The following is a 19,256-nucleotide window of genomic DNA, read 5'->3' on the forward strand; positions in this document are numbered from 1 at the left end:
GGTCCCATGCAAGGCGGTCGACCAGAGTTAGGGCTTTAGCGCTTACTCTGGTCCCATGCAAGCTAGTTGCACTAGCGAGCGACAACCCTACTGCAATACATCGGCAGCGGGCTAGCTCAAGGATTGCGATGCAACTGCATCATCGCGCGCTCCGGCTCGCCTGCGATAATTTTCGGTATCACGGCAAGCGCCCGCTCGACCGATGCGTCGATCGCCTCCTGCTCTTCCCGCCGCGGCGGCTTCAACACGTAGTTGGCGACATCTGGCTTGGCGCCGGCGCGCGCGCTTTCGGGAATCAGATCGCGCGGATGACCGATACCGATCCGCAGCCGCCAGTATTGTTGCGACGACAGATGCGCCGTGATGTCCTTCAACCCATTATGGCCGCCGCTGCCGCCGCCGAGCTTCAGCTTGACGCTGCCAGGCGGCATGTCGAGTTCGTCGTGCGCGACCAGAATTTCGTCGGGAAGAATCTTGAAGAACTGCGCGACCGCCACGACCGACTGGCCGGAGCGGTTCATATACGTCTGGGGTTCCAGCAGATGCACTTCCTCGCCGTGCAGCCGCGCCTTCGCGTAGAAACCGTGGAAGCGCCGCTCGTCGCGCAGCGTCGTGCCTGCTTCGCGCGCCAGTTGATCGACCAGCCAGAAGCCAGCGTTATGGCGCGTCGCGGTGTATTCGGCGCCCGGATTGCCGAGCCCGACGATCAGCTTGATCATGATTGCGTAGGTCCATCTGGCCAGGGAGCCGAACTTTACCGGGCCGAAAAAACCGAAAAAAAACCCGCCGGGGCGAACCTCGGCGGGTCACATCGACCGTTTCATTGAAAACGGATCGAGAGGATTGCTTGGCTAGAACCCGAAAGGTCCTTAAGCAGCCGGCGTTTCGCCTTCAGCAGCAGCGGCGTCGCCTTCAGCGATTGCGCCAGCCGGGATCGTCGCAGCCGCGACCACCGGGTTTTCTGCGTCGACGTGAGCGACCAGCGACACGCCTGCCGGCAGCGCGATGTCCTTAGCGTGAACCGATTGACCCGCTTCGATCTTCGCCAGGTCGACTTCGATGAATTCCGGCAGTGCCGACGGCAGGCACTCGACTTCCAGTTCATTGAGGACGTGCGAGATCACCGCGCTCGACAGCTTCACTGCAGGGTTCGATTCCTGATTCATGAAGTGCAGCGGCACCTTGGTGTGCAGCTTCTTCGACGCGTCGACACGTTGGAAATCCACGTGCAGCACGAGCTGACGGAACGGATGGTATTGCACGTCGCGCAGCAAAACCTGTTGCGACTTGCCAGCCACTTCCAGGTCGAGGATCGACGAGTGGAAAACTTCTTTTTTCAGCGCGTGCCACAGCGCGTTGTGGTCCAGTTCGACCAATTGCGTTTCAGCACCAGCGCCATATACGATGCCCGGGGTCTTGCCCGAGTTACGCAGGCGGCGGCTCGCACCCGTACCTTGCAAAGAACGCTCGAAAGCGACTACTTTCATGTTGAATCTCCAATGCACTGCCCGCGACCAGGCAGTAAAAAACGGGGCCTCCAAGCCAATATGGCTGAGGCCCCAGAGCTGCGGCACGAACCTTCGTTCGCTCGTGCCGATTGTGCAAAAGCGCAGCGTGCCGCCTGAAGCGATACGCTGCGCCTTCGCAAATACTTAACTTTCAGCGAACAGCGACATGACCGAATCGCCGCGCCGAATACGCGAGAACGTTTCGGCAAGCAGGCCGGCGCTGGTCAACGAACGGATCTTTGCGCACGAGCGGGCTTCTTCACCGAGCGGGATCGTGTCCGTGACAACGAGTTCGTCGAGTGCGGAAGCCGCGATACGCTCGCCTGCTCCTCCCGACAGAACTGGATGGGTAGCGTAAGCGAACACCTGCTTTGCACCGCGTTCCTTCAAGACCTGTGCTGCTTTGCAGAGCGTGCCTGCGGTGTCGACCATGTCGTCCATGATCACGCAGGTGCGGCCCTCGACTTCACCGATGATGTTCATCACTTCGGCGACGTTCGCCTTGGGACGACGCTTGTCGATGATCGCGAGATCGCAATTGAGCTGCTTCGCCAGTGCACGGGCGCGCACTACGCCGCCAACATCCGGCGAAACGACTAGCAGGTTCTCGTAGTTCTGCTTGCGCAGATCGCCGAGCAGCACGGGCGTAGCGTAGATGTTGTCGACGGGGATGTCGAAGAAGCCCTGAATCTGGTCAGCGTGCAGATCCATCGTGATGATCCGCTCAACGCCCGCGATTTCCAGCATGTTCGCCACGATCTTCGCCGAAATGGCGACGCGCGCGGAACGCGGGCGACGATCTTGACGGGCATAACCGAAGTAGGGGATGGCTGCGGTGATCCGGCCAGCGGATGCGCGCTTGAGCGCATCGACCATGATCATCAGTTCCATCAGGTTGTCATTCGCCGGCGCGCACGTGGACTGCAGGACGAAGACGTCCTTACCACGCACGTTTTCCTGAATCTCGACCTGGATTTCACCGTCCGAGAAACGGCTGACCATTGCCTTGCCGAGGGGAATACCGAGGATTTTGACGACTTCCTGTGCAAGCGCGGGATTCGCGTTGCCAGTAAAAACCATCAGGCCGTCATGGCTGCTCATCATGCACCTGCTTCGGGCTGGGGGGCGAGGGGAAATGCGAGAAATATTTGGCAGGGGAGAAAGGATTCGAACCTTTGCATGCCGGAATCAAAATCCGGTGCCTTAACCAGCTTGGCGACTCCCCTACACTAACTCTGAGCTCCGCCGAACGTGGAGTTTCGTTCGACGATGCAAAACTTATGACGCGAAAGCAAAGAGTGGATGTTGATCCAGACCGGCGGCCACTGCGCTATTCCATTCGGCTGGCAGTTTGGCTTGCACCGCTTCTGCCTCAGCTCTACTACGGAACGCTGCAAAGACACTTGCACCTGATCCAGACATCCGCGCTGGCGCGACGTTTTCAAACCATCGCAGCACTTGCGCTACTTCCGCGTACTTTCCTACGACAACCTGCTGCATGTCATTACGGCCAAAACTTTCCGGCCATTCAGTGTTGCAGCTAAGTTCTGCAGGAAAGTCCGTAATTATGAGTGGCTTTGAGTCTCTTGTCAACGTTTTTTCGGAAAAAATCGCTGCAGTCGGAACTTGCACCCTCGGTGTCACCACTAGGAAGTGGCGCGGCGGCAATTGTACAACGTCTAAAGCTTCACCGACACCCTCTGCGAACGCATTTTTTCCAAAAACAAAAAACGGCACGTCGGCGCCCAGATTCAATGCCAATGCCTGCAATTCCAGACGCGGCAAGTCGAGCTTCCACAGACGGTTCAACGCGAGCAGCGTCGTCGCCGCGTCGGAGCTACCACCGCCGAGGCCCGCGCCCATCGGCAGGCGCTTCTCAATCTGGATGTCGACACCTTCCGATGAGCCCGTATGCGCCTTGAGCGAAGTCGCCGCGCGCACGGTCAGGTCATGCTCAGGCGGCACGTCCGCGATCTCGGTGCTGCGCGTGATACGCCCGTCGTCGCGTCGTTTGAAGTGCAGCGTGTCGCCCCAGTCGAGCAACTGGAAAACCGTTTGCAGTGTGTGATAACCATCCGGCCGGCGGCCGGTGATGTGCAGGAAGAGGTTGAGTTTGGCTGGCGCGAGGCAATCACGCAGCGAATCGGTCGTTTCAATCATGAGTCGAGGCTACATGCGCCAAGCGGCGCCGAAGAAGCGGCAAGGTTGCGACCAGGCGCGGATTTACTGATCCAGCACGAGCTTGATGTCAAGCGGCGGCTCGGAACGGCTCAGGTTGAGGCGCTTCACGCCGGTGGCGGGCGCGTCGGCATACGCAAGGTAATCAATGGTCCAGCCGTCCTGCGTGATCTGCTTCAGACGCGACGGCTGCTCCGGGTCTTTCTCTGTTTTGGCGCGCGAAGTAGGCGCGGGCGACGGTTGCAGCCAATACCGCAGACCCTCGACAGGCAGCGCGAAACCGAGCGCATCCTGCATCAGCGTGGACACGTTGTCGGCGGTCAAGGGTTGGCGGTTCGGCAATTCGAGCGTGGCCGCGGATGGCGACGACGTCACGATCGCCAGCGTCTGGCCAAGCGGGTTGCGCAATTGCAGCGTTACGGTGTCGCCCGTTTCCTGCCAGGAGAAGTTGCCGTAAGCGTTGCGCTGCTGGCCGTTCTGATCGTTGTACTGGATCGCGAATCGGCCTTGGTAAGCGCGGCTCGTCTGCGCGGTGACCGAAGTGGCGGCATTTGACGTGGACGGCCCCTGCGGTTTTACCGACGCACACCCTGCCAACGCGACAACCGCTGCCGCAGCGAATCCGAGCGCCGCGCCGCGAGGCGTCCGGGGAAAGGAAATCAAACGGGAAAGACGCATCAAAGATCGTTTACCTGAAGACGTTGGAGCGTTTTGACAAGCGTTTCGTTGTCCGGTTCGAGCTTGCGCGCCTCGCGGAAGGCGGCGCGAGCCTGATCCTGCTGGCCGCTTTTCCACAGCACTTCGCCGAGGTGCGCGCCGATTTCGGCGTTCGGCTGGAGGTCGTAGGCTTTGCGCAGCAACTTGATTGCATCCGACGTATCGCCCATCCGGAATTTGACCCAGCCGACGCTATCCATGATGAACGCGTCGTTCGGCGCAAGCGCCGATGCTTTCTCGACCAGTTTGTCCGCTTCCGGTAGGCGCTGGTTGCGATCGGCCAGCGAATAGCCGAGGGCGTTGTACGCCTGCGGATTGTCGGGCTGCGTCTGCATGAGCTTGCGCAACTGCGCTTCCATCACGTCGTAATGGCCGGTTTTTTCGGCGGCCATCGCGTAGTCGTAGGCGAGATCGGGGTCGTTGGGGAAGGCCGCCGTGGCTTGTTGCAGGCGCGATTCCGCTTCCGCATAGCGCTTCGCGTCGAACAGGATCGCCGCGTCGGTGCGGGAGATCAACGCGAGGTCGCGTGGATCGGACACCTGCAGATTGGCCAGCAGCTTGCGCGCGTCGTCGGTCTTACCCTGCTTCGCCAGCAGTTGCGCGCGCGTGATCTGCGCGGCCATATATTGCTGGCTCGACGGCGAGATCTTGTTGAGCCAGTCGCTCGCCGCCGCTTCGTTCTTCTGTTCGAGCGCCAATTGCGCCAGGTAGATGTACGCTTGCCCCGCATCGGCACCCGGCGTTTTTTCGGCCAGTTGCGCGTACTGGGTCAGATACGTCTGCGCCTCGTTGAAGTTCTTCTGCTGGATCTTGATCAGCCCGAGCGCCATCAGCGGCGTGAGGTCGTTTGGGTTGGCCTTGTGCATGATCTCGAACTGCTTCTGCGCGTCGTCGAGACGGTCGCTCGCGAGATACAACTGCGCCAGCGCGAGACGCGCGTCATGCGATTTCGGATTCTGCTGCACGTATTTTTCAAGCGACGCGATGCCTTCCGCGCGCTCTTCCGGGCCCATCTGCGACAGCAGCAGCGCCGCCGGCAGGTAGTCCGGCTTGAGCGTCAGCGCCTGTTCGAGCGACTTGCGCGCGCCCGGCGCGTCGTCCGACAGGAGCTGCTGGCGCGCGATCGCCAGTTGCGCTTCCGGGCGGTTCATGTCGTTCTTCAGCAAATCCTGCAGCACGTGCAGGCCGCCGATCCGGTTCGGGCCGCGCGACAGCAGCAGTTGCAACGCGAGAATCGCGCTGCCGCGATTGTCCGCGGGCACCTTCGTAAGTTCGCCAGCGAGAATTGGCGCTGCCTCGTCAGGTTTGCCCGACAGCACGAGCAGCGACGCGTCGAGTTGCGCGGCGCGCTCCGAATTCGGCGCATACTGCTGCCACAATTGCGCGGCGGCCAACGCGTCCGACGGGCTTTGCGCGGCCAGCGCGATCTCCGTGGCGCGCTGCGCCATGCGCGGGTCGTGCGTGTCGCGCGCGAGGGAGAGATAGGTCTGATAGGCGGGCGCCGGCTGGTCGCGCTGCAGCGCGACCTCGGCCGCGAGCACCTGAAATACGATCTGGCTCGACAGCGGCACCGCTGGCAACGATTTCTGGTCTTCCGCCGATGCCGGGCCGAGCGGGTCCGCCAAAGTGACGGAGTTGTCGTCCGGATCCGCCGATGGGTCCTGCGCGTGCGCGGGCACGGCAGCGAGCGCCCAGACGGCAAGCGCGGCGGCGCCGAGCATCCGGCTGGCGGACACGGCGTGCGGCACGCGGGATGCGCGAGCCGGGCGCTTCGAAAACAGCTTCACGAAGGACAAGTTCATGGAAATCCGTTCAATGTTTCGGACGATTGTAACGCGCTCGCTACAATACGGGCACAACCACTCACGCAAGTTGCAGACCAGTTAGAAATGCCAGAGTTGCCAGAAGTCGAGGTTACCCGACGGGGAATCGAACCGTATGTGTCCGGGCGCAAGGTTGAACGCGTCGACGTGCGTACGCCCGCGCTACGCTGGCCTATCCCGGCCGACCTTGCGAAAACCTTGCGCGGCCGTGTAGTGCGCAAAGTTGAGCGGCGCGGCAAGTATCTGCTGTTCGAAATCGACGCGGGCTGGTTCATTGTGCATCTTGGCATGACTGGGACGCTGCGGGTGCTGCGGCATGTGCCGCATCCGCCGGAGGCGGCGAAACACGACCACATCGACTGGATTTTCGACGAATTCATTCTGCGCTATCGCGATCCGCGGCGCTTCGGTGCGGTGCTGTGGCACCCGCGCGAGGCCGGCGACATTCTTGAGCATCCGCTGCTCGCGGGGCTCGGCGTCGAACCGTTCTCGCCGGCGTTCTCCGGCGCGTTGATGCATCGGCTCACGCGCGGGCGCAAGGTGTCGGTGAAGCAGGCGCTGCTGGCGGGTGAAATCGTGGTGGGCGTGGGCAATATCTACGCGTCGGAGAGCCTGTTTCGCGCCGGTATCCGTCCGACCACCGCTGCGGGCCGGGTCTCGCTGGTGCGCTACGATCTGCTCGCGGACGCCGTGCGCGTGACGCTGGCCGCGGCGATCGAGAAGGGCGGCAGCACGCTGCGCGATTTCGTCGGCAGCGACGGCGAAAGTGGTTATTTCCAGCTCGATTATTTCGTCTATGATCGGGCGGGCCTGCCATGCCGCGTGTGTGGAACGCCGATCAAACAGATCGTGCAGGGGCAGCGTTCTACGTATTTCTGTCCCACCTGTCAGCGCTAATCCTCCATGCCTTCTCGTTTAACTCCGCGCGCCGCCGCGCGTTCAGCTTCGTCCGGCATGTCCGATACCGGCACGCTCGGAATGCCTTCGTTTCCAGCCATGCCTGATTTCTCCGCGCGCCTGATCGGGTGGCAGCGCCGGCACGGGCGTCACGATCTGCCGTGGCAGAACACGCGCGATCCTTATCGGATCTGGCTGTCCGAGATCATGTTGCAGCAGACCCAGGTATCGACAGTGATTCCGTACTACGCCAGATTTCTCGCGCGGTTTCCGGATGTCGCCGCGCTTGCAGCCGCACCTTCGGACGACGTGATGGCGTTATGGGCCGGCCTCGGCTACTACACGCGCGCGCGCAATCTGCATCGCTGCGCGCAGGTGGTGGTCGAGCAGCATGGCGGGGCGTTTCCGGCGTCGGTCGAGCAACTCGCGGAGTTGCCGGGCATCGGCCGTTCGACCGCGGCGGCGATCGCGTCTTTTGCCTTCGGCGCGCGCGCGACGATCCTCGACGGCAACGTGAAGCGCGTGCTCGCGCGCGTATTCGGCGTCGAAGGTTTTCCGGGCGAGAAGAAGGTCGAGAATGCGATGTGGACGCTGGCCGAGTCGCTGCTGCCGGCGAATGCATCGGACGACGAAGTGAGTTCGTACACGCAAGGTCTCATGGATCTCGGCGCGACACTCTGCGTGCGCGGCAAGCCCGATTGCCTGCGTTGTCCGTTCGCGGCTGACTGCGTGGCCAACGTCACGGGGCGTCAGCGCGAGTTGCCGACATCGCGCCCGAAGAAAGTCGTGCCGACGCGCCGCACCTGGATGCTGGTGCTGCGTGACGGCAACGCGGTGATGCTGGAGAAGCGTCCGCCGTCGGGCATCTGGGGCGGTTTGTGGAGCCTGCCCGAAGCTGCCGACGAAGCCGCACTCGCCGAGCGCGCACGAGCCTGCGGCAGCGACGGCCTGGTCTCGCCGCTCGCGCCGCTCACGCATGTGTTCACGCATTTCAAGCTGGATATCGAGCCGCGGCTCGCGGAACTCGATCGCGGTGTCGGCGCATTGGCCGCGCTGGGCGATGCGGACACCGCGTGGGTCGCGCTCAGCGATCTCGATTCGGTCGGGGTACCGGCGCCGGTGCGCAAACTGCTGGACAGTTTGCAGGGTTCGTTGATCTAACGATCGGTCTGATTTGCGGGCGGCGCGGCGCCACGTTAAAGCAGTTGATGCTGCTGCATGTAGTGATGAACCACGTCGATCCGCGCGCCGGCGTCCTGCAGTTCCATCAGTTTCTGACGTGCTCGCAACGCGATCGGCAGCACTTCGGCGAGACGGTTCGACACCCACGACGGGTCTTCGAGTCGGAACGGTTCCGCGAACGGCAGGCTGCCCGGGTCGCGCTCGCGAATCGTCGCGATGATCCGTTCGAGCACCTCGGCGCACGCACCGAATTTGGCCAGCAATTCATTGCCTTCGAGCGGCAGGTCATCGCCGATCGGTTCCGCCATGCCGACCAGCAGGCCGCTGGTTTCCACACGATGCGACAGCAGGCGAAACCGCCGCGTGCCGCGCGCGCGAATCAGCAGCATGCCGAAGGCTTCCACGTCGCATTCTTCGATTTCAGCGAGACAGCCGATTGCTTCGGGCACCGAAGGCTCTTCCTCGCGCGCCACTTCCGCGCCGCTTTTCAGCATGCACACGCCGAACGGCGTCTTTTCACGCAGGCATTCGCGCGCCATATCGAGGTAGCGCGCTTCGAAGATCTTCAGCGGCAGCAGGCCGTCGGGAAACAGCACCGTATGCAGCGGAAACAGCGGCACATCGGCAAGCACAGTAGAAGTAGAAGACATGGCGCAACGCTTCGAGTTGAGGCCGCGCGATGCGGCCGGTTAAGCCACTAGCTTCGATGATTCGCCGACGTCGACCGGCGCATCGCGGTGCCGCACAATCACATTCGCCGACTTTGCGAGACGCGCGGCGAGCGTCTCCGCAATGAACACCGAGCGGTGCTGGCCACCCGTGCAACCAATCGCGACGGTGAGATAACTGCGATTGTCGTCGCGGAAATGCGGCAGCCACTTGGAGAGAAATTTCTCGATGTCGTCGATCATTTCATGCACGACCGGCAGCGCACCGAGAAAATCCATCACCGGTTTGTCGAGGCCAGTGAGGGGTCTCAACTCATGATCGTAATACGGGTTTGGCAGCGTGCGTACGTCAAAAACGAAATCGGCGTCGAGCGGCACGCCGCGTTTGAAGCCGAACGACTCGAACATCAGCACGAGTCCCGCTTCCTTCTGCTCGATGAAACGTTTGACCCATGCGCGCAACACGTTGGCGCGCAGATTACTGGTGTCGATCTGGTGGCCGAATTCGGCAAGGCCCGCGACGAGCTCGCGCTCGCGTTCGATCGCTTCCGCGAGTGAGGTGAGCAGGCCGACGTCCGCGTCGTGCGCGGTGGAACCCGACAACGGATGGCGGCGGCGCGTTTCGGAGAAGCGCTGGATCAGCGACTGCGTGCTCGCGCTCAGGAAGAGCACGCGCACGTCGTGAGCGCGCGACAGATCGCGGATCATCGCAGGCATTTCGTCGAGCGACGCGCTCGAGCGCGCGTCGATGGCGACCGCGAGGTGGTCTTGCCCGTCTTCGGCCAGATAGGTAGCGAGTTGCGGCAGAAAGCGCGGCGGCAGATTGTCGACGCAGTAGTAGCCTGCATCTTCAAGCGCGTTCAAGGCAACTGACTTGCCGGAGCCGGATATACCAGTGATCAGAATTATGCGCATGGAGTCGTCGGAACCGTACATTTCATCATAGCATCTGGTCCCCATGCGCGTAGCTGCCTACGGCTGCGGGCGCGTCATGGCGCGATGCCGACTCAGATCAGTTTGCCGGGAAACTGGCTGTCGGGTTCCTGCATCGCGAGACGCTGGCGATCCATGAAGTCGCGCAGTGTATCGATGCCGCGCAGTTGAAGGATCGTGTTGCGCACCGCCGCTTCGACCAGCACCGCGAGGTTGCGGCCCGCGGCCACCTGAATCGTGACCTTGCTGATTGGCAGGCCAAGCACGTCGACGGTTTGACTTTCCAGGGGCAGCCGCTGGAATTCGCCGTCGGGACGGCGCACCAGTTGCACGATCAGTTTCAGCTTCATTTTCCGGCGCACCGCCGTTTCACCGAAGATCGTCTTGATGTCGAGCAGGCCGAGGCCGCGCACTTCGAGCAGGTTTTGCAGGAGTGGCGGGCAGCGCCCTTCGACGAAGTCCGGACCGAGGCGCACGAAGTCGACGGCGTCGTCGGCAACGAGGCCATGGCCGCGGCTGATCAGCTCCAGCCCGAGTTCGCTTTTGCCGAGGCCCGAGTCGCCGGTCAGCAGCACGCCCATGCCGAGGATGTCGAGAAACACGCCGTGCAAGGTGGCGCGCGGCGCGAGAATGCGCGACATGTACAGGCGCAGGCTGTCGATCACCGCGGCGGCGGACATCGGCGTGGTGAACAGCGGCGTGGATGAGCGCGTGCAGCGCAGCACCAGCTCCGGCGGCGCGGCGACGCCGCCCGCGACCACGAGGAACGGCGGCTCCAACGCGATCAGCTCGGCCATGTGGCGCGAGCGGTCTTCATCGGTCTGGCGCTTGTAGTAGTCGATTTCGGCGTCGCCGAGCACCTGGATCCGGTTAGGGTGGATCAGGTTCAGGTGGCCGACGAGGTCGGCGCTTGACGTGGCATTCGCGACGGATTCCGAAGAAAAGCCGCGTTCCCAGCCTTCATGCCCCGTCAGCCAGCTGAGCTTCAGCATGGCGGCGTTGTCGTCGAAAATGCTTTGGGCGTTGATGCTGGACGTATCCATGAGTCAGTGACTCCAGTGTGGGCCGCTTGCCGGGCTAAGAGGCGGACGCGCTAACGCGGGCCGCGCGCGTTGCCAGCCGGTACTCGCATGCGGGGGATAACCGCCGCTGCATCAAGGTTGCCACTGAGTGAGCAGGCGATGCAACGATTCGCGGTCTTCTTCCGTGTGCAGGCGCTCGCGGGCCTCGCGGTCGGACAGTAATTGCGCGATTTCCGACAGGATTTCGAGGTGCTGCTGGGTGGCCTGTTCGGGCACGAGCAGGAAGATCAGCAGCGAGACGGGCTGACCGTCGGGCGACTCGAAGGGGATGGCTTCGGCAAGCCGGACGAACGCGGCGAGCGGCTGCTTCAAGCCCTTGATCCGGCCATGCGGAATCGCGACGCCTTCACCCAGCCCCGTTGATCCGAGGCGCTCGCGCGCAAACAGATTGTCAGTGACCGTGCTTCGGGCGATGCCGTTCTGGTTCTCGAAGATCAGGCCCGCTTGCTCGAACACGCGTTTCTTGCTGGTGACCGATAGTCCGACGACGACGTTCTCGAGGGGAAGAAATTTGGCTAAACGATTCATGTTGACAGGCGAAAACGTGGCCTGGGTTCTCCTCGCTGGGGCGTTTGAGTGGCGTTCCATTCGTTCGATGCTCGCGAAGACCTGCATTGGAATCGGAAGTGCGAGACGCTGGCCGGCCGATTTCCGTGTGAGCTAGCTGGACCCCGATGGTAACCGGAACATTATAGAACAGGGTAGCTACGGATGGTGCGGCGCGCCATCGATGCGCGATGGGTTTTTAACGATTTGGTCCACAAGCTGCGCCGACCTGCGAAAAACGCGCCCACAAACGAAAAACCGCCCGATTTGGGGCGGTTTTGCCAGGGTGAGAAAAATGAGGAAAGCCCTCTAATTTTCCTTATTGCGGCGGCACATCCAGTTGCGGCGCCGGTTGATACTTGATCGCTTCGTGCTGATGACCTTGCAGACGATCCTTGTGGCGTATCACTTGCCGGTCGAGCTTGTCGATCATCAGATCGATCGCAGCGTAAAGGTCGCTGTCGCAGCTCTCGACAAAGATATCTTTGCCCTTCAGATGCAGGTTGATTTCAACCTTTTGACGCTTGTCCTTTTCCTTGTGGTTGTCGACCGAGAGGACCACACTGCCGTCGATTACCTGATCGAAATGTCTTAGCACCCTATCCAGTTTGGTGATCACGTATTCGCGCAACGCAGGCGTTACTTCGAGGTGGTGTCCACTGATCTGCAGATTCATAGTGCTTCTCCAAGCTAGTGGCCGCTTGTTCCGCACGATGACAAAGGTCCGGTCGATCGGTCGGCTTGCCTGAGTCGCCCCCCGGTGACTGACATCTGGCAGGTCGCATCGGCCGGCCTGTCCGCCAACTGCGGAGCGGCCGGTAAATGCCCGCCACGGAAGGCGACGGGCTACAGAGACTTGCGCAGGTTGACTGCCGGGATCTTGAGCGCTTCGCGGTACTTCGCAACGGTACGCCGTGCGACCACGAAGCCCTGTTCCGCCAGCAGTTCGGCTATGCGACTGTCTGAGAGAGGCGATTTCGGGTTTTCCGCTCCTATCAGTTGTTTGATGAGCGCGCGAATGGCCGTGGAAGAGGCCGCGCCGCCCGTGTCGGTTGAAACGTGTGAGCCGAAAAAATACTTGAATTCCAGCGTCCCGAATGGGGTCAGCATGTATTTACCGGTTGTCACACGCGAGACAGTCGACTCGTGTAGGCCCAGCGTATCAGCAATTTCTCGCAAAACCAAGGGGCGCATGGCAATTTCGCCGTGCACGAAAAAGCTCTTCTGGCGCTCCACAATGGCCTGCGCGACGCGCAGGATCGTCTCGAAACGTTGCTGGATATTCTTGATCAGCCAGCGCGCTTCCTGCAGTTGCTGGCGCAACGATCCGCTGCCTGGATCGCCGCGGTTATTGCGCAGAATATTCGCGTACAGGTGGTTGATACGCAGCTTCGGCACCACTTCCGGATTCAGTTCGGCCTGCCAGCCCTGGGCCGTTTTGCGCACCATGATGTCCGGCACCACATAGTCCGCTTCGGCCTTGCCGTAGGCGGCGCCGGGAAACGGTTCGAGCGAACGGATCAGCACATGCGCATCGCGCAGGTCGTCGTCGTTCGCCTTCAGGTGTTTGCGCAGCCGCGTGAAATCGCGCGCGGCGAGCAGTTCGAGGTAGTGGCTGACGATGTCGAGCGCCAGCGTTCGCGTAGGCGACGGATCGAGGCGCAGCAGTTGCAGCTTCAGACATTCGGACGCGGAACGCGCGCCGACCCCGGCCGGGTCGAAGCTATGCAGCAGCGCGAGCGCGGCGTTCATTTCGTCGACATCGACTTCGAGTTCTTCGGGCAGGTCGGCCAGCACTTCTTCGAGCGTGGCGGCGAGGTAGCCGTCGTCGTCGAGCGATTCGATCAGGAACGTAATCAGCGCCCGGTCGCGTTGACCCGCCTGGGTAACGCGCAATTGCGCCATCAGGTGGTCGCGCAGCGAGGTGCTCGATTCGTGGATTTGCAGCGGCGGCAGGTCGTCGTCGTCCGACGCGTTGCCGGAGCGGCCGTAATCGTCGAGATTCCATTGCGACGCGTCGCCGTTGCCGTCGCCCGAGAGGCCGTTGTATTCGTCGACGCCCTGAGGCTCGCCGTTTTCGGCCCGCTCGTTACTGCTGGCGGACGAAGATGACCCGTTGCCACCCATTTGCTCGGGCGGCGGGGACGAGTTGGGTGCCTGGGTAATCAGCGAACCGTCAGCCGCCACCCGCAACGGGCTCGCGATCCAGTCATCCTCGTTTTCGAGGAGCGGATTTTGCGAGATCGCCATTGCGACTTCCTGTTGCAGTTCGAGCGTGGACAGCTGAAGCAGCCGGATGGACTGCTGCAGTTGTGGCGTCAGCGCAAGATGCTGCGATAGGCGGAGTTGGAGGCTAGCTTTCATGGCAAGTTGAGATTCATTGTAGAGAGTTTGCCACGACCGCGATACCTTGCGACATGCGCAATTACGCGTGCGCCCGTTTCGACGGGGCCGGGCGCGGGACGGCCCAGGTCAGGAATGCTGATGTGCGGTTGCCGCAAAAGGGCCGGCGAATGCGCGCTCGCACCGCCGGTGATCCCTTGCGCGCTTACATGCGGAAGTGCTCGCCCAGATAAACGCGCCGCACGCTTTCGTTCTCGATGATTTCGCTCGGCGCGCCGGCGGCCAGCACGCTGCCGTCGCTGATGATGTACGCGTGATCGCAGATGCCGAGCGTCTCGCGCACGTTGTGGTCAGTGATCAGTACGCCGATATTGCGCTGCTTCAGAAACTTGACGATTTTCTGGATTTCCAGCACCGCGATCGGGTCGACGCCCGCGAACGGCTCGTCGAGCAGAATGAAGCTCGGATTGGTGGCCAGCGCCCGGGCAATCTCGACCCGGCGACGTTCGCCGCCCGACAAGGACAGCGCCGGGTTCTCGCGCAAGTGAGCAATTTGCAGCTCGTCGAGCAGGGCTTCGGTGCGAGCGGTGATGGTGTCTTTACTGAGCCGCTTGCCGTTGTCTTCGTGCTGCAGTTCCAGCACCGCGCGAATATTCTGCTCGACGGTGAGCTTGCGGAATACCGACGCTTCCTGCGGCAGATAAGACAGGCCGAGCGACGCGCGCTTGTGGATCGGCAGCAGGCTGATCGACTTGCCGTCCAGGTCGATTTCGCCTGCATCGAGCGGCACGAGGCCGACGATCATATAGAACGAGGTCGTCTTGCCGGCGCCGTTGGGGCCGAGCAGACCGACCACTTCACCGCTTTTCACGTCGAGCGACACGTCTTTGACGACAGTGCGCGATCCGTAGCGCTTCTTCAGATTACGCACGACCAGCGAACTGCTGGTGCCGGCCGGCTTGCGATTGGGGAGAGACGCGGTGGTGCTCACTGATTCGGCGCTCCCTGGATCGTAGTGGACGGCGCGAGCGTGGCCGACGCGCCGGCCGGCGCCGCCGCGCCATTGTTGCGCGGCGACAGCATCGCGCGCACGCGGCCGGTCGGGTTGCCCGGGCCGGCGACGTCCTTGCCTGCCTTCGCGGTATAGAAGTCGTTCTGGCCGTCATACGTGATGACGCTGCCGCGCACCTGATCGATCACCGTTGACAGACCCTGCAGGCGGCGGACCGTGGCGTTCGTGGTGAGCGTGGTCAGATCCTGCTTGCCGTCGTAGTCGATGCGGATCGCCGTGCCTTCGATGTATTCGTCGAGACCTTCACGCTTCTGGCGGAAATACGACAGATTGCCGCCGCTCGACGTGCCGGTGGCGTACTGATAGCCCTGCGGATCTTGCGTCACTTCGACACGATCGGCCTTGATCACGATCGTCCCCTTGGTGGCGACCACGTGGCCGGTGAAGATGTTGACCTGCTTGAGGTCGTCGTAAGTCATGTTGTCCGCTTCGATGTTCAGCGGCTTGTCCTTGTCGGCTCGGTCCGCATGCGCGAGCGGCGCGAAGCCGGCGAGCGGCAACGCGACGGCGAGCGCAGCGAGTCCGGCGCGGCACGCGGACAGGGTGCGCGAGCGGCCGGTAAAAAAACGGGGGAACGATTCGTTCATGCAGTCACGCCTGGAATGGATTACCCGGGTTATTTGGGCGAGCTGCCGCCGGCGTCGGACGAGGTAATGGCGCCTCTCACATTGCCGAACAGCTGCATCACCCGGGTGACGTTGTTGTAGTTCATGCCGCTGGCAGTCATCACCGACATGCCGCGCTGAAGTTTAACCGGCTTTTCGGTCTCGATCACATCGTCGTTGACCAGCACCCTAAAATGCTCCGAATCTGCCTGCATCTGCGGATCGCCGTTGCCGGGCGCCCGCAAAATGCGCGCGTTGCCATACAGATCGACGATCGACGCGTCCGCGTTCACCTTGCCAGTGTCGCCAGTGGCGGTGACGATCGGCTTGCCAGGTTGGAACGCGCGCATGGCCGGCTTGATCAGGTCGCTCAGCTCGTCGTCTTCGTAGTGGATCAGCGACTGGGCGGTCAGGCGGTATTGCGTCGCGCCGGACTGATCGAGTTCGGAAACCGAAAAGTTGTCCGCGAAATAGTCCGGCGTGTGTCCCTTCGGACGGGGCGCGCCTTCGTTCTGCCGCGGCTGGGTAGCTTGTAACAGCCACCATGTGATACCGGCCAGTGCGGCCATCGCGACCAGCGGAATCAGCGAAGTCCAGCGAAACTGATTCATCCGACGAGGCCTCGCTGTTCGCCGCTGCAGGCAGCAGCGAGCAGGGCTTCGTACTTGTGCTGTGCGCGCAGCAAGGTGTCGCAGACTTCTCGCGCCGCGCCGTGACCGCCGCGCGCCTCGCTGACCCAATGGGCACGTGCGATCACTTCGGGATGCGAGTTGGCGGGCGCCGCCGCGAAGCCGACCTTCAGCATCACGGCGAGGTCGACCCAGTCGTCGCCCATGTAGCCGCATTCTTCCGCCGTGAGGCCGGTCTGCTGCAAAAGGTCCGCAAACGCCTCAGGTTTGTCCTGCACGCCCTGATAAACGTGCGCGATGTTCATTTCCTTCGCCCGCGCCGCGACGATGCCCGACTTGCGCCCGGTGATGATCGCCGTCTCGATGCCCGCTTGGCGCAGCAGCTTCATGCCGTGGCCGTCCATCGAGTTGAAGCCCTTCATCGTGTCGCCTTCCGCCGTGAACAGCAGACCGCCGTCGGTCAGCACGCCGTCGACGTCGAAAATCATCAGCTTCACGCGGCTTGCGCGTTCGGTAGCGGTAGGGGGCGCGATTGCCATCAGATCACCTTCTTCGAGAACAGGTCGTGCATGTTGAGTGCGCCGATCAGCTTGCCTGCTTCGTCGACGACCAGCATCTGATTGATGCGGTGGCGCTCCATCAGTTCCACGGCTTCGACCGCGAGTCGATCTGGGCCGATGGTGCGCGGGCCGGCTGTCATGACCGAGGCGATCGACAACTGGCGGAAATCGCCGTCGCGTTCGAGCACGCGGCGCAGGTCGCCGTCGGTGAAGATGCCCGCCACGCGGCCTTGTTCATCGACGATCGCGGTCATGCCCATGCGTTTGGCGGTCAACTGGAACAGCGCGTCGCGCACGGTGGCGTCGGGGGTGACCTGTGGCAACTGGTCGCCGGTGCGCATCACGTCGCGCACATAGGTAAGCAGGCGCCGGCCGAGCGCGCCACCCGGGTGCGAACGCGCGAAGTCGTCGCGACCGAAGCCGCGCGCATCGAGCACCGCGACCGCGAGCGCGTCGCCGAGCGCAAGCGCGGCGGTGGTGCTGGCGGTCGGTGCGAGATTCATCGGGCAGGCTTCTTTGGCGACGGCGGAATTCAGGTGTACGTCGGCCAGTTGTGCGAGACTCGACGACGGGCGTCCCGTCATCGCAATCAGCTTCGCGCCGATCCGCTTGATGAGCGGCAGGATCGCCACGAGTTCTTCGGTTTCGCCGGAATTGGACAGCGCGAGGAACACGTCGTCCGAAGTGACCATGCCGAGGTCGCCATGGCTGGCTTCGGCAGGGTGCACGAAGAACGCCGGGGTACCGGTGCTGGCCAGCGTGGCGGCGAGCTTGCGGGCCACATGCCCGGATTTGCCGATGCCGGAAACGACCACGCGCCCACGGCAACCCAGGATGAAATCGATCGCCCCTACGAAACCGTCGTCGAGTTGGTCGCGAAGGGCACGCACGGCGTCCGCTTCGATGTCGAGCACGTCGCGAGCGAGCGTCAGTGCCCGGTCGCCATTGATTTTCGCTATCATTCGCGGAGTATAGCAAAGGCGCCTGTTCGCCGCGCCGGGCCTGCTGTGCCAAGCCGCTGCCTTCAACGGCCCTTTTTCGGCCTTTTTGCCGGCCCCTCAACCTCGCCGCACGGCGTTTTGCGTGCACGGTACCGCTGACGAACGAGGACGCTTCACCCATGCGTTTTTGCCGATGATCTCCCCGCTCGAGATGACGTTGTTCCTGCTGCTGGCATCGGTGGCTGGGGTGGTGGTGTTTCGCTTTCTGAATCTTCCGCCGATGCTCGGCTATCTGACGGTCGGCATCGTCGTCGGGCCGAACGCGTTTGGTCTGATTCCCGATTCGGCCGGCGCGCAGAACCTCGCTGAATTCGGCGTCGTGTTTTTGATGTTCTCGATCGGGCTGGAGTTTTCGCTCGCCAAGCTGCGCGCGATGCATCGGCTCGTGTTCGGCCTCGGCCTGTTGCAGGTGCTCGGCACGATCGCGGTGGCGGTGGCGCTCGGCTTCGTGCTGGAGCGCTGGGTGCATATCACGTGGCAGGCGAGCGTAGCGCTCGGCGGCGCGCTCGCGATGTCATCGACGGCGATCGTCAGCAAGATGCTGGCGGAGCGGCTCGAAATCGAAACGGAGCACGGGCGCAATATCTTCGGCGTGCTGCTGTTCCAGGATCTGGCAGTGGTGCCGCTTCTCATCATCATCACGGCGCTCGGTGGCAAGTCGGAAGAACTGATCGCCTCGCTCGGCGTCGCGGCGATCAAGATCGTCGTGGCGCTGGCTCTGCTGCTGATCGTCGGGCAACGCTTCATGACGCGCTGGTTCAACGTGGTCGCGCGGCGCCGCTCGCAGGAACTGTTCATTCTCAATGTGCTGCTGGTGACGCTCGGCGCCGCGTTCATCACCGACAAGTTCGGGCTGTCGCTCGCGCTCGGCGCGTTCATCGCCGGCATGCTGATCGCCGAAACGCCGTACCGGCATCAGGTGGAAGAGGACATCAAGCCGTTTCGCGACGTGCTGCTCGGCCTGTTCTTCATCACCACCGGCATGCTGTTGAATCCGACCGTGATCTGGGAACATCCGCTGATCGTGCTCGGCTTCCTGATCGGCCCGCTCCTGCTGAAGGCGGTGATGATCACGGCCCTCGCGCGGCTGTTCGGCGCGACGCCGGGCGTCGCGATGCGCACCGGTATCGGCCTCGCGCAAGCCGGCGAGTTCGGCTTCGTGCTGCTGAACCTGATTCTCGACCGGCACCTGGTCGACGCCACGCTGCTGCAGGCGATTCTCGCGGCGATGCTGCTGTCGATGCTGGCCGCGCCCTTCCTGATCCAGAACGCCGACCGTATCGTGCTGCGGCTGTCCTCGACCGAATGGATGATGCAGTCGCTGCAGATGACGCGCATCGCGACGCAAAGCCTGAAGCAGAGCGGCCACGTGATCATCTGCGGTTACGGCCGCGCCGGGCAGAACCTCGCGCGCATGCTGGAGCACGAAGGCCTCTCGTACGTCGCACTGGATCTCGACCCCGATCGCGTCGCGGCGGCCGCGGCCGCCGCGACGCGATCGGGGTCGAGATC

20 protein-coding genes and 1 tRNA gene are annotated in these 19,256 nt (G+C 62.7%); 3 read left to right on the forward strand and 18 right to left on the reverse strand.

Annotated features, from left to right (window positions below; genetic code table 11):
• Positions 1–116 precede the first annotated feature (116 nt).
• The 7 genes from pth to CIC12_RS32375 all read right to left on the reverse strand — a co-directional run bounded on the left by pth (position 117) and on the right by CIC12_RS32375 (position 6,205).
• A complete protein-coding gene (gene pth, locus CIC12_RS32345) occupies positions 117–719 on the reverse strand; it encodes an aminoacyl-tRNA hydrolase (protein WP_168670605.1) in 603 nt (200 codons plus the stop codon).
• Between the two features lie 150 nt (positions 720–869).
• Positions 870–1,487, reverse strand: coding sequence for a 50S ribosomal protein L25/general stress protein Ctc (locus CIC12_RS32350; RefSeq protein WP_168670607.1), 618 nt, complete (start codon positions 1,485–1,487; stop codon positions 870–872).
• A 165-nt stretch (positions 1,488–1,652) separates the two neighbouring features.
• Entirely contained in the window at positions 1,653–2,609 is a 957-nt protein-coding gene (locus CIC12_RS32355; protein ID WP_006048037.1) for a ribose-phosphate pyrophosphokinase, read from the reverse strand.
• A gap of 48 nt (positions 2,610–2,657) precedes the next feature.
• Positions 2,658–2,734 (reverse strand) — tRNA-Gln (locus CIC12_RS32360).
• Between the two features lie 52 nt (positions 2,735–2,786).
• Positions 2,787–3,668, reverse strand: coding sequence for a 4-(cytidine 5'-diphospho)-2-C-methyl-D-erythritol kinase (gene ispE, locus CIC12_RS32365; RefSeq protein WP_168670609.1), 882 nt, complete (start codon positions 3,666–3,668; stop codon positions 2,787–2,789).
• 63 nt (positions 3,669–3,731) lie between these two features.
• Positions 3,732–4,364, reverse strand: a complete 633-nt coding sequence (lolB, locus tag CIC12_RS32370) for a lipoprotein insertase outer membrane protein LolB (protein WP_168670611.1) — start codon at positions 4,362–4,364, stop codon at positions 3,732–3,734.
• Entirely contained in the window at positions 4,364–6,205 is a 1,842-nt protein-coding gene (locus CIC12_RS32375) for a tetratricopeptide repeat protein (RefSeq protein ID WP_168670613.1), read from the reverse strand. Before CIC12_RS32375 ends, lolB begins: the two co-directional genes overlap by 1 nt.
• Before the next feature lie 87 nt (positions 6,206–6,292).
• Between CIC12_RS32375 and mutM the strand changes: the two genes are divergently transcribed.
• Both mutM and mutY read left to right on the forward strand, forming a co-directional pair.
• Positions 6,293–7,123 carry a bifunctional DNA-formamidopyrimidine glycosylase/DNA-(apurinic or apyrimidinic site) lyase gene (gene mutM, locus CIC12_RS32380; protein ID WP_168670615.1) on the forward strand — a complete coding sequence of 277 codons (831 nt, stop codon included), beginning with the start codon at positions 6,293–6,295 and terminating at the stop codon, positions 7,121–7,123.
• Positions 7,124–7,222: 99 nt separating this feature from the next.
• Positions 7,223–8,284, forward strand: coding sequence for an A/G-specific adenine glycosylase (mutY, locus tag CIC12_RS32385; RefSeq protein ID WP_168670617.1), 1,062 nt, complete (start codon positions 7,223–7,225; stop codon positions 8,282–8,284).
• Positions 8,285–8,319: 35 nt separating this feature from the next.
• Here the strand turns inward: mutY and CIC12_RS32390 are convergent, their stop codons facing one another.
• From CIC12_RS32390 to kdsD, 11 genes are all read right to left on the reverse strand, one after another.
• Positions 8,320–8,955: an LON peptidase substrate-binding domain-containing protein gene (locus CIC12_RS32390; RefSeq protein ID WP_168670619.1), complete on the reverse strand. Its 636-nt coding sequence runs from the start codon at positions 8,953–8,955 to the stop codon at positions 8,320–8,322.
• A 39-nt stretch (positions 8,956–8,994) separates the two neighbouring features.
• A complete protein-coding gene (rapZ, locus tag CIC12_RS32395) occupies positions 8,995–9,888 on the reverse strand; it encodes an RNase adapter RapZ (protein WP_121319229.1) in 894 nt (297 codons plus the stop codon).
• A 92-nt stretch (positions 9,889–9,980) separates the two neighbouring features.
• Positions 9,981–10,949, reverse strand: coding sequence for an HPr(Ser) kinase/phosphatase (hprK, locus tag CIC12_RS32400; RefSeq protein ID WP_121316466.1), 969 nt, complete (start codon positions 10,947–10,949; stop codon positions 9,981–9,983).
• A gap of 111 nt (positions 10,950–11,060) precedes the next feature.
• Positions 11,061–11,576 carry a PTS sugar transporter subunit IIA gene (locus tag CIC12_RS32405; RefSeq protein WP_106282115.1) on the reverse strand — a complete coding sequence of 172 codons (516 nt, stop codon included), beginning with the start codon at positions 11,574–11,576 and terminating at the stop codon, positions 11,061–11,063.
• 277 nt (positions 11,577–11,853) lie between these two features.
• A complete protein-coding gene (hpf, locus tag CIC12_RS32410) occupies positions 11,854–12,210 on the reverse strand; it encodes a ribosome hibernation-promoting factor, HPF/YfiA family (RefSeq protein WP_020066967.1) in 357 nt (118 codons plus the stop codon).
• Between the two features lie 170 nt (positions 12,211–12,380).
• The gene (locus tag CIC12_RS32415) at positions 12,381–13,898 is read right to left on the reverse strand and encodes an RNA polymerase factor sigma-54 (RefSeq protein ID WP_168670621.1); all 1,518 of its coding nucleotides are present in this window, start codon (positions 13,896–13,898) and stop codon (positions 12,381–12,383) included.
• Between the two features lie 184 nt (positions 13,899–14,082).
• Entirely contained in the window at positions 14,083–14,868 is a 786-nt protein-coding gene (gene lptB / locus CIC12_RS32420; RefSeq protein WP_121316468.1) for an LPS export ABC transporter ATP-binding protein, read from the reverse strand.
• Positions 14,865–15,536, reverse strand: coding sequence for a lipopolysaccharide transport periplasmic protein LptA (lptA, locus tag CIC12_RS32425; protein WP_168670623.1), 672 nt, complete (start codon positions 15,534–15,536; stop codon positions 14,865–14,867). Before lptA ends, lptB begins: the two co-directional genes overlap by 4 nt.
• A gap of 29 nt (positions 15,537–15,565) precedes the next feature.
• Positions 15,566–16,165, reverse strand: coding sequence for an LPS export ABC transporter periplasmic protein LptC (gene lptC, locus CIC12_RS32430; protein ID WP_168670624.1), 600 nt, complete (start codon positions 16,163–16,165; stop codon positions 15,566–15,568).
• Positions 16,162–16,722: a KdsC family phosphatase gene (locus CIC12_RS32435; RefSeq protein WP_168670625.1), complete on the reverse strand. Its 561-nt coding sequence runs from the start codon at positions 16,720–16,722 to the stop codon at positions 16,162–16,164. Before CIC12_RS32435 ends, lptC begins: the two co-directional genes overlap by 4 nt.
• Complete coding sequence (kdsD, locus tag CIC12_RS32440; protein ID WP_168670626.1) at positions 16,722–17,705, reverse strand: arabinose 5-phosphate isomerase KdsD; 984 nt, start codon at positions 17,703–17,705, stop codon at positions 16,722–16,724. The genes CIC12_RS32435 and kdsD overlap by 1 nt, the downstream gene beginning before the upstream one ends.
• Positions 17,706–17,877: 172 nt before the next feature.
• Between kdsD and CIC12_RS32445 the strand changes: the two genes are divergently transcribed.
• Positions 17,878–19,256 (forward strand): cation:proton antiporter (locus CIC12_RS32445; protein ID WP_238813003.1); only part of this gene is annotated, 1,379 nt, incomplete at its 3' end.

The sequence above is a fragment of the Paraburkholderia sp. SG-MS1 genome (assembly GCF_012275575.1).
GTDB lineage: Bacteria > Pseudomonadota > Gammaproteobacteria > Burkholderiales > Burkholderiaceae > Paraburkholderia.

Coding starts and splice junctions, on each gene's coding strand:
- hprK (WP_121316466.1), bottom strand. CDS start 10,949: ATGGATACGTCCAGCATCAACGCCCAAAGCATTTTCGACGACAACGCC.
- lolB (WP_168670611.1), bottom strand. CDS start 4,364: ATGCGTCTTTCCCGTTTGATTTCCTTTCCCCGGACGCCTCGCGGCGCG.
- CIC12_RS32435 (WP_168670625.1), bottom strand. CDS start 16,722: ATGGCAATCGCGCCCCCTACCGCTACCGAACGCGCAAGCCGCGTGAAG.
- lptA (WP_168670623.1), bottom strand. CDS start 15,536: ATGAACGAATCGTTCCCCCGTTTTTTTACCGGCCGCTCGCGCACCCTG.
- CIC12_RS32390 (WP_168670619.1), bottom strand. CDS start 8,955: ATGTCTTCTACTTCTACTGTGCTTGCCGATGTGCCGCTGTTTCCGCTG.
- rapZ (WP_121319229.1), bottom strand. CDS start 9,888: ATGCGCATAATTCTGATCACTGGTATATCCGGCTCCGGCAAGTCAGTT.
- ispE (WP_168670609.1), bottom strand. CDS start 3,668: ATGATTGAAACGACCGATTCGCTGCGTGATTGCCTCGCGCCAGCCAAA.
- mutM (WP_168670615.1), top strand. CDS start 6,293: ATGCCAGAGTTGCCAGAAGTCGAGGTTACCCGACGGGGAATCGAACCG.
- CIC12_RS32375 (WP_168670613.1), bottom strand. CDS start 6,205: ATGAACTTGTCCTTCGTGAAGCTGTTTTCGAAGCGCCCGGCTCGCGCA.
- mutY (WP_168670617.1), top strand. CDS start 7,223: ATGCCTGATTTCTCCGCGCGCCTGATCGGGTGGCAGCGCCGGCACGGG.
- pth (WP_168670605.1), bottom strand. CDS start 719: ATGATCAAGCTGATCGTCGGGCTCGGCAATCCGGGCGCCGAATACACC.
- CIC12_RS32355 (WP_006048037.1), bottom strand. CDS start 2,609: ATGAGCAGCCATGACGGCCTGATGGTTTTTACTGGCAACGCGAATCCC.
- hpf (WP_020066967.1), bottom strand. CDS start 12,210: ATGAATCTGCAGATCAGTGGACACCACCTCGAAGTAACGCCTGCGTTG.
- CIC12_RS32405 (WP_106282115.1), bottom strand. CDS start 11,576: ATGGAACGCCACTCAAACGCCCCAGCGAGGAGAACCCAGGCCACGTTT.
- CIC12_RS32350 (WP_168670607.1), bottom strand. CDS start 1,487: ATGAAAGTAGTCGCTTTCGAGCGTTCTTTGCAAGGTACGGGTGCGAGC.
- lptC (WP_168670624.1), bottom strand. CDS start 16,165: ATGAATCAGTTTCGCTGGACTTCGCTGATTCCGCTGGTCGCGATGGCC.
- kdsD (WP_168670626.1), bottom strand. CDS start 17,705: ATGATAGCGAAAATCAATGGCGACCGGGCACTGACGCTCGCTCGCGAC.
- CIC12_RS32415 (WP_168670621.1), bottom strand. CDS start 13,898: ATGAAAGCTAGCCTCCAACTCCGCCTATCGCAGCATCTTGCGCTGACG.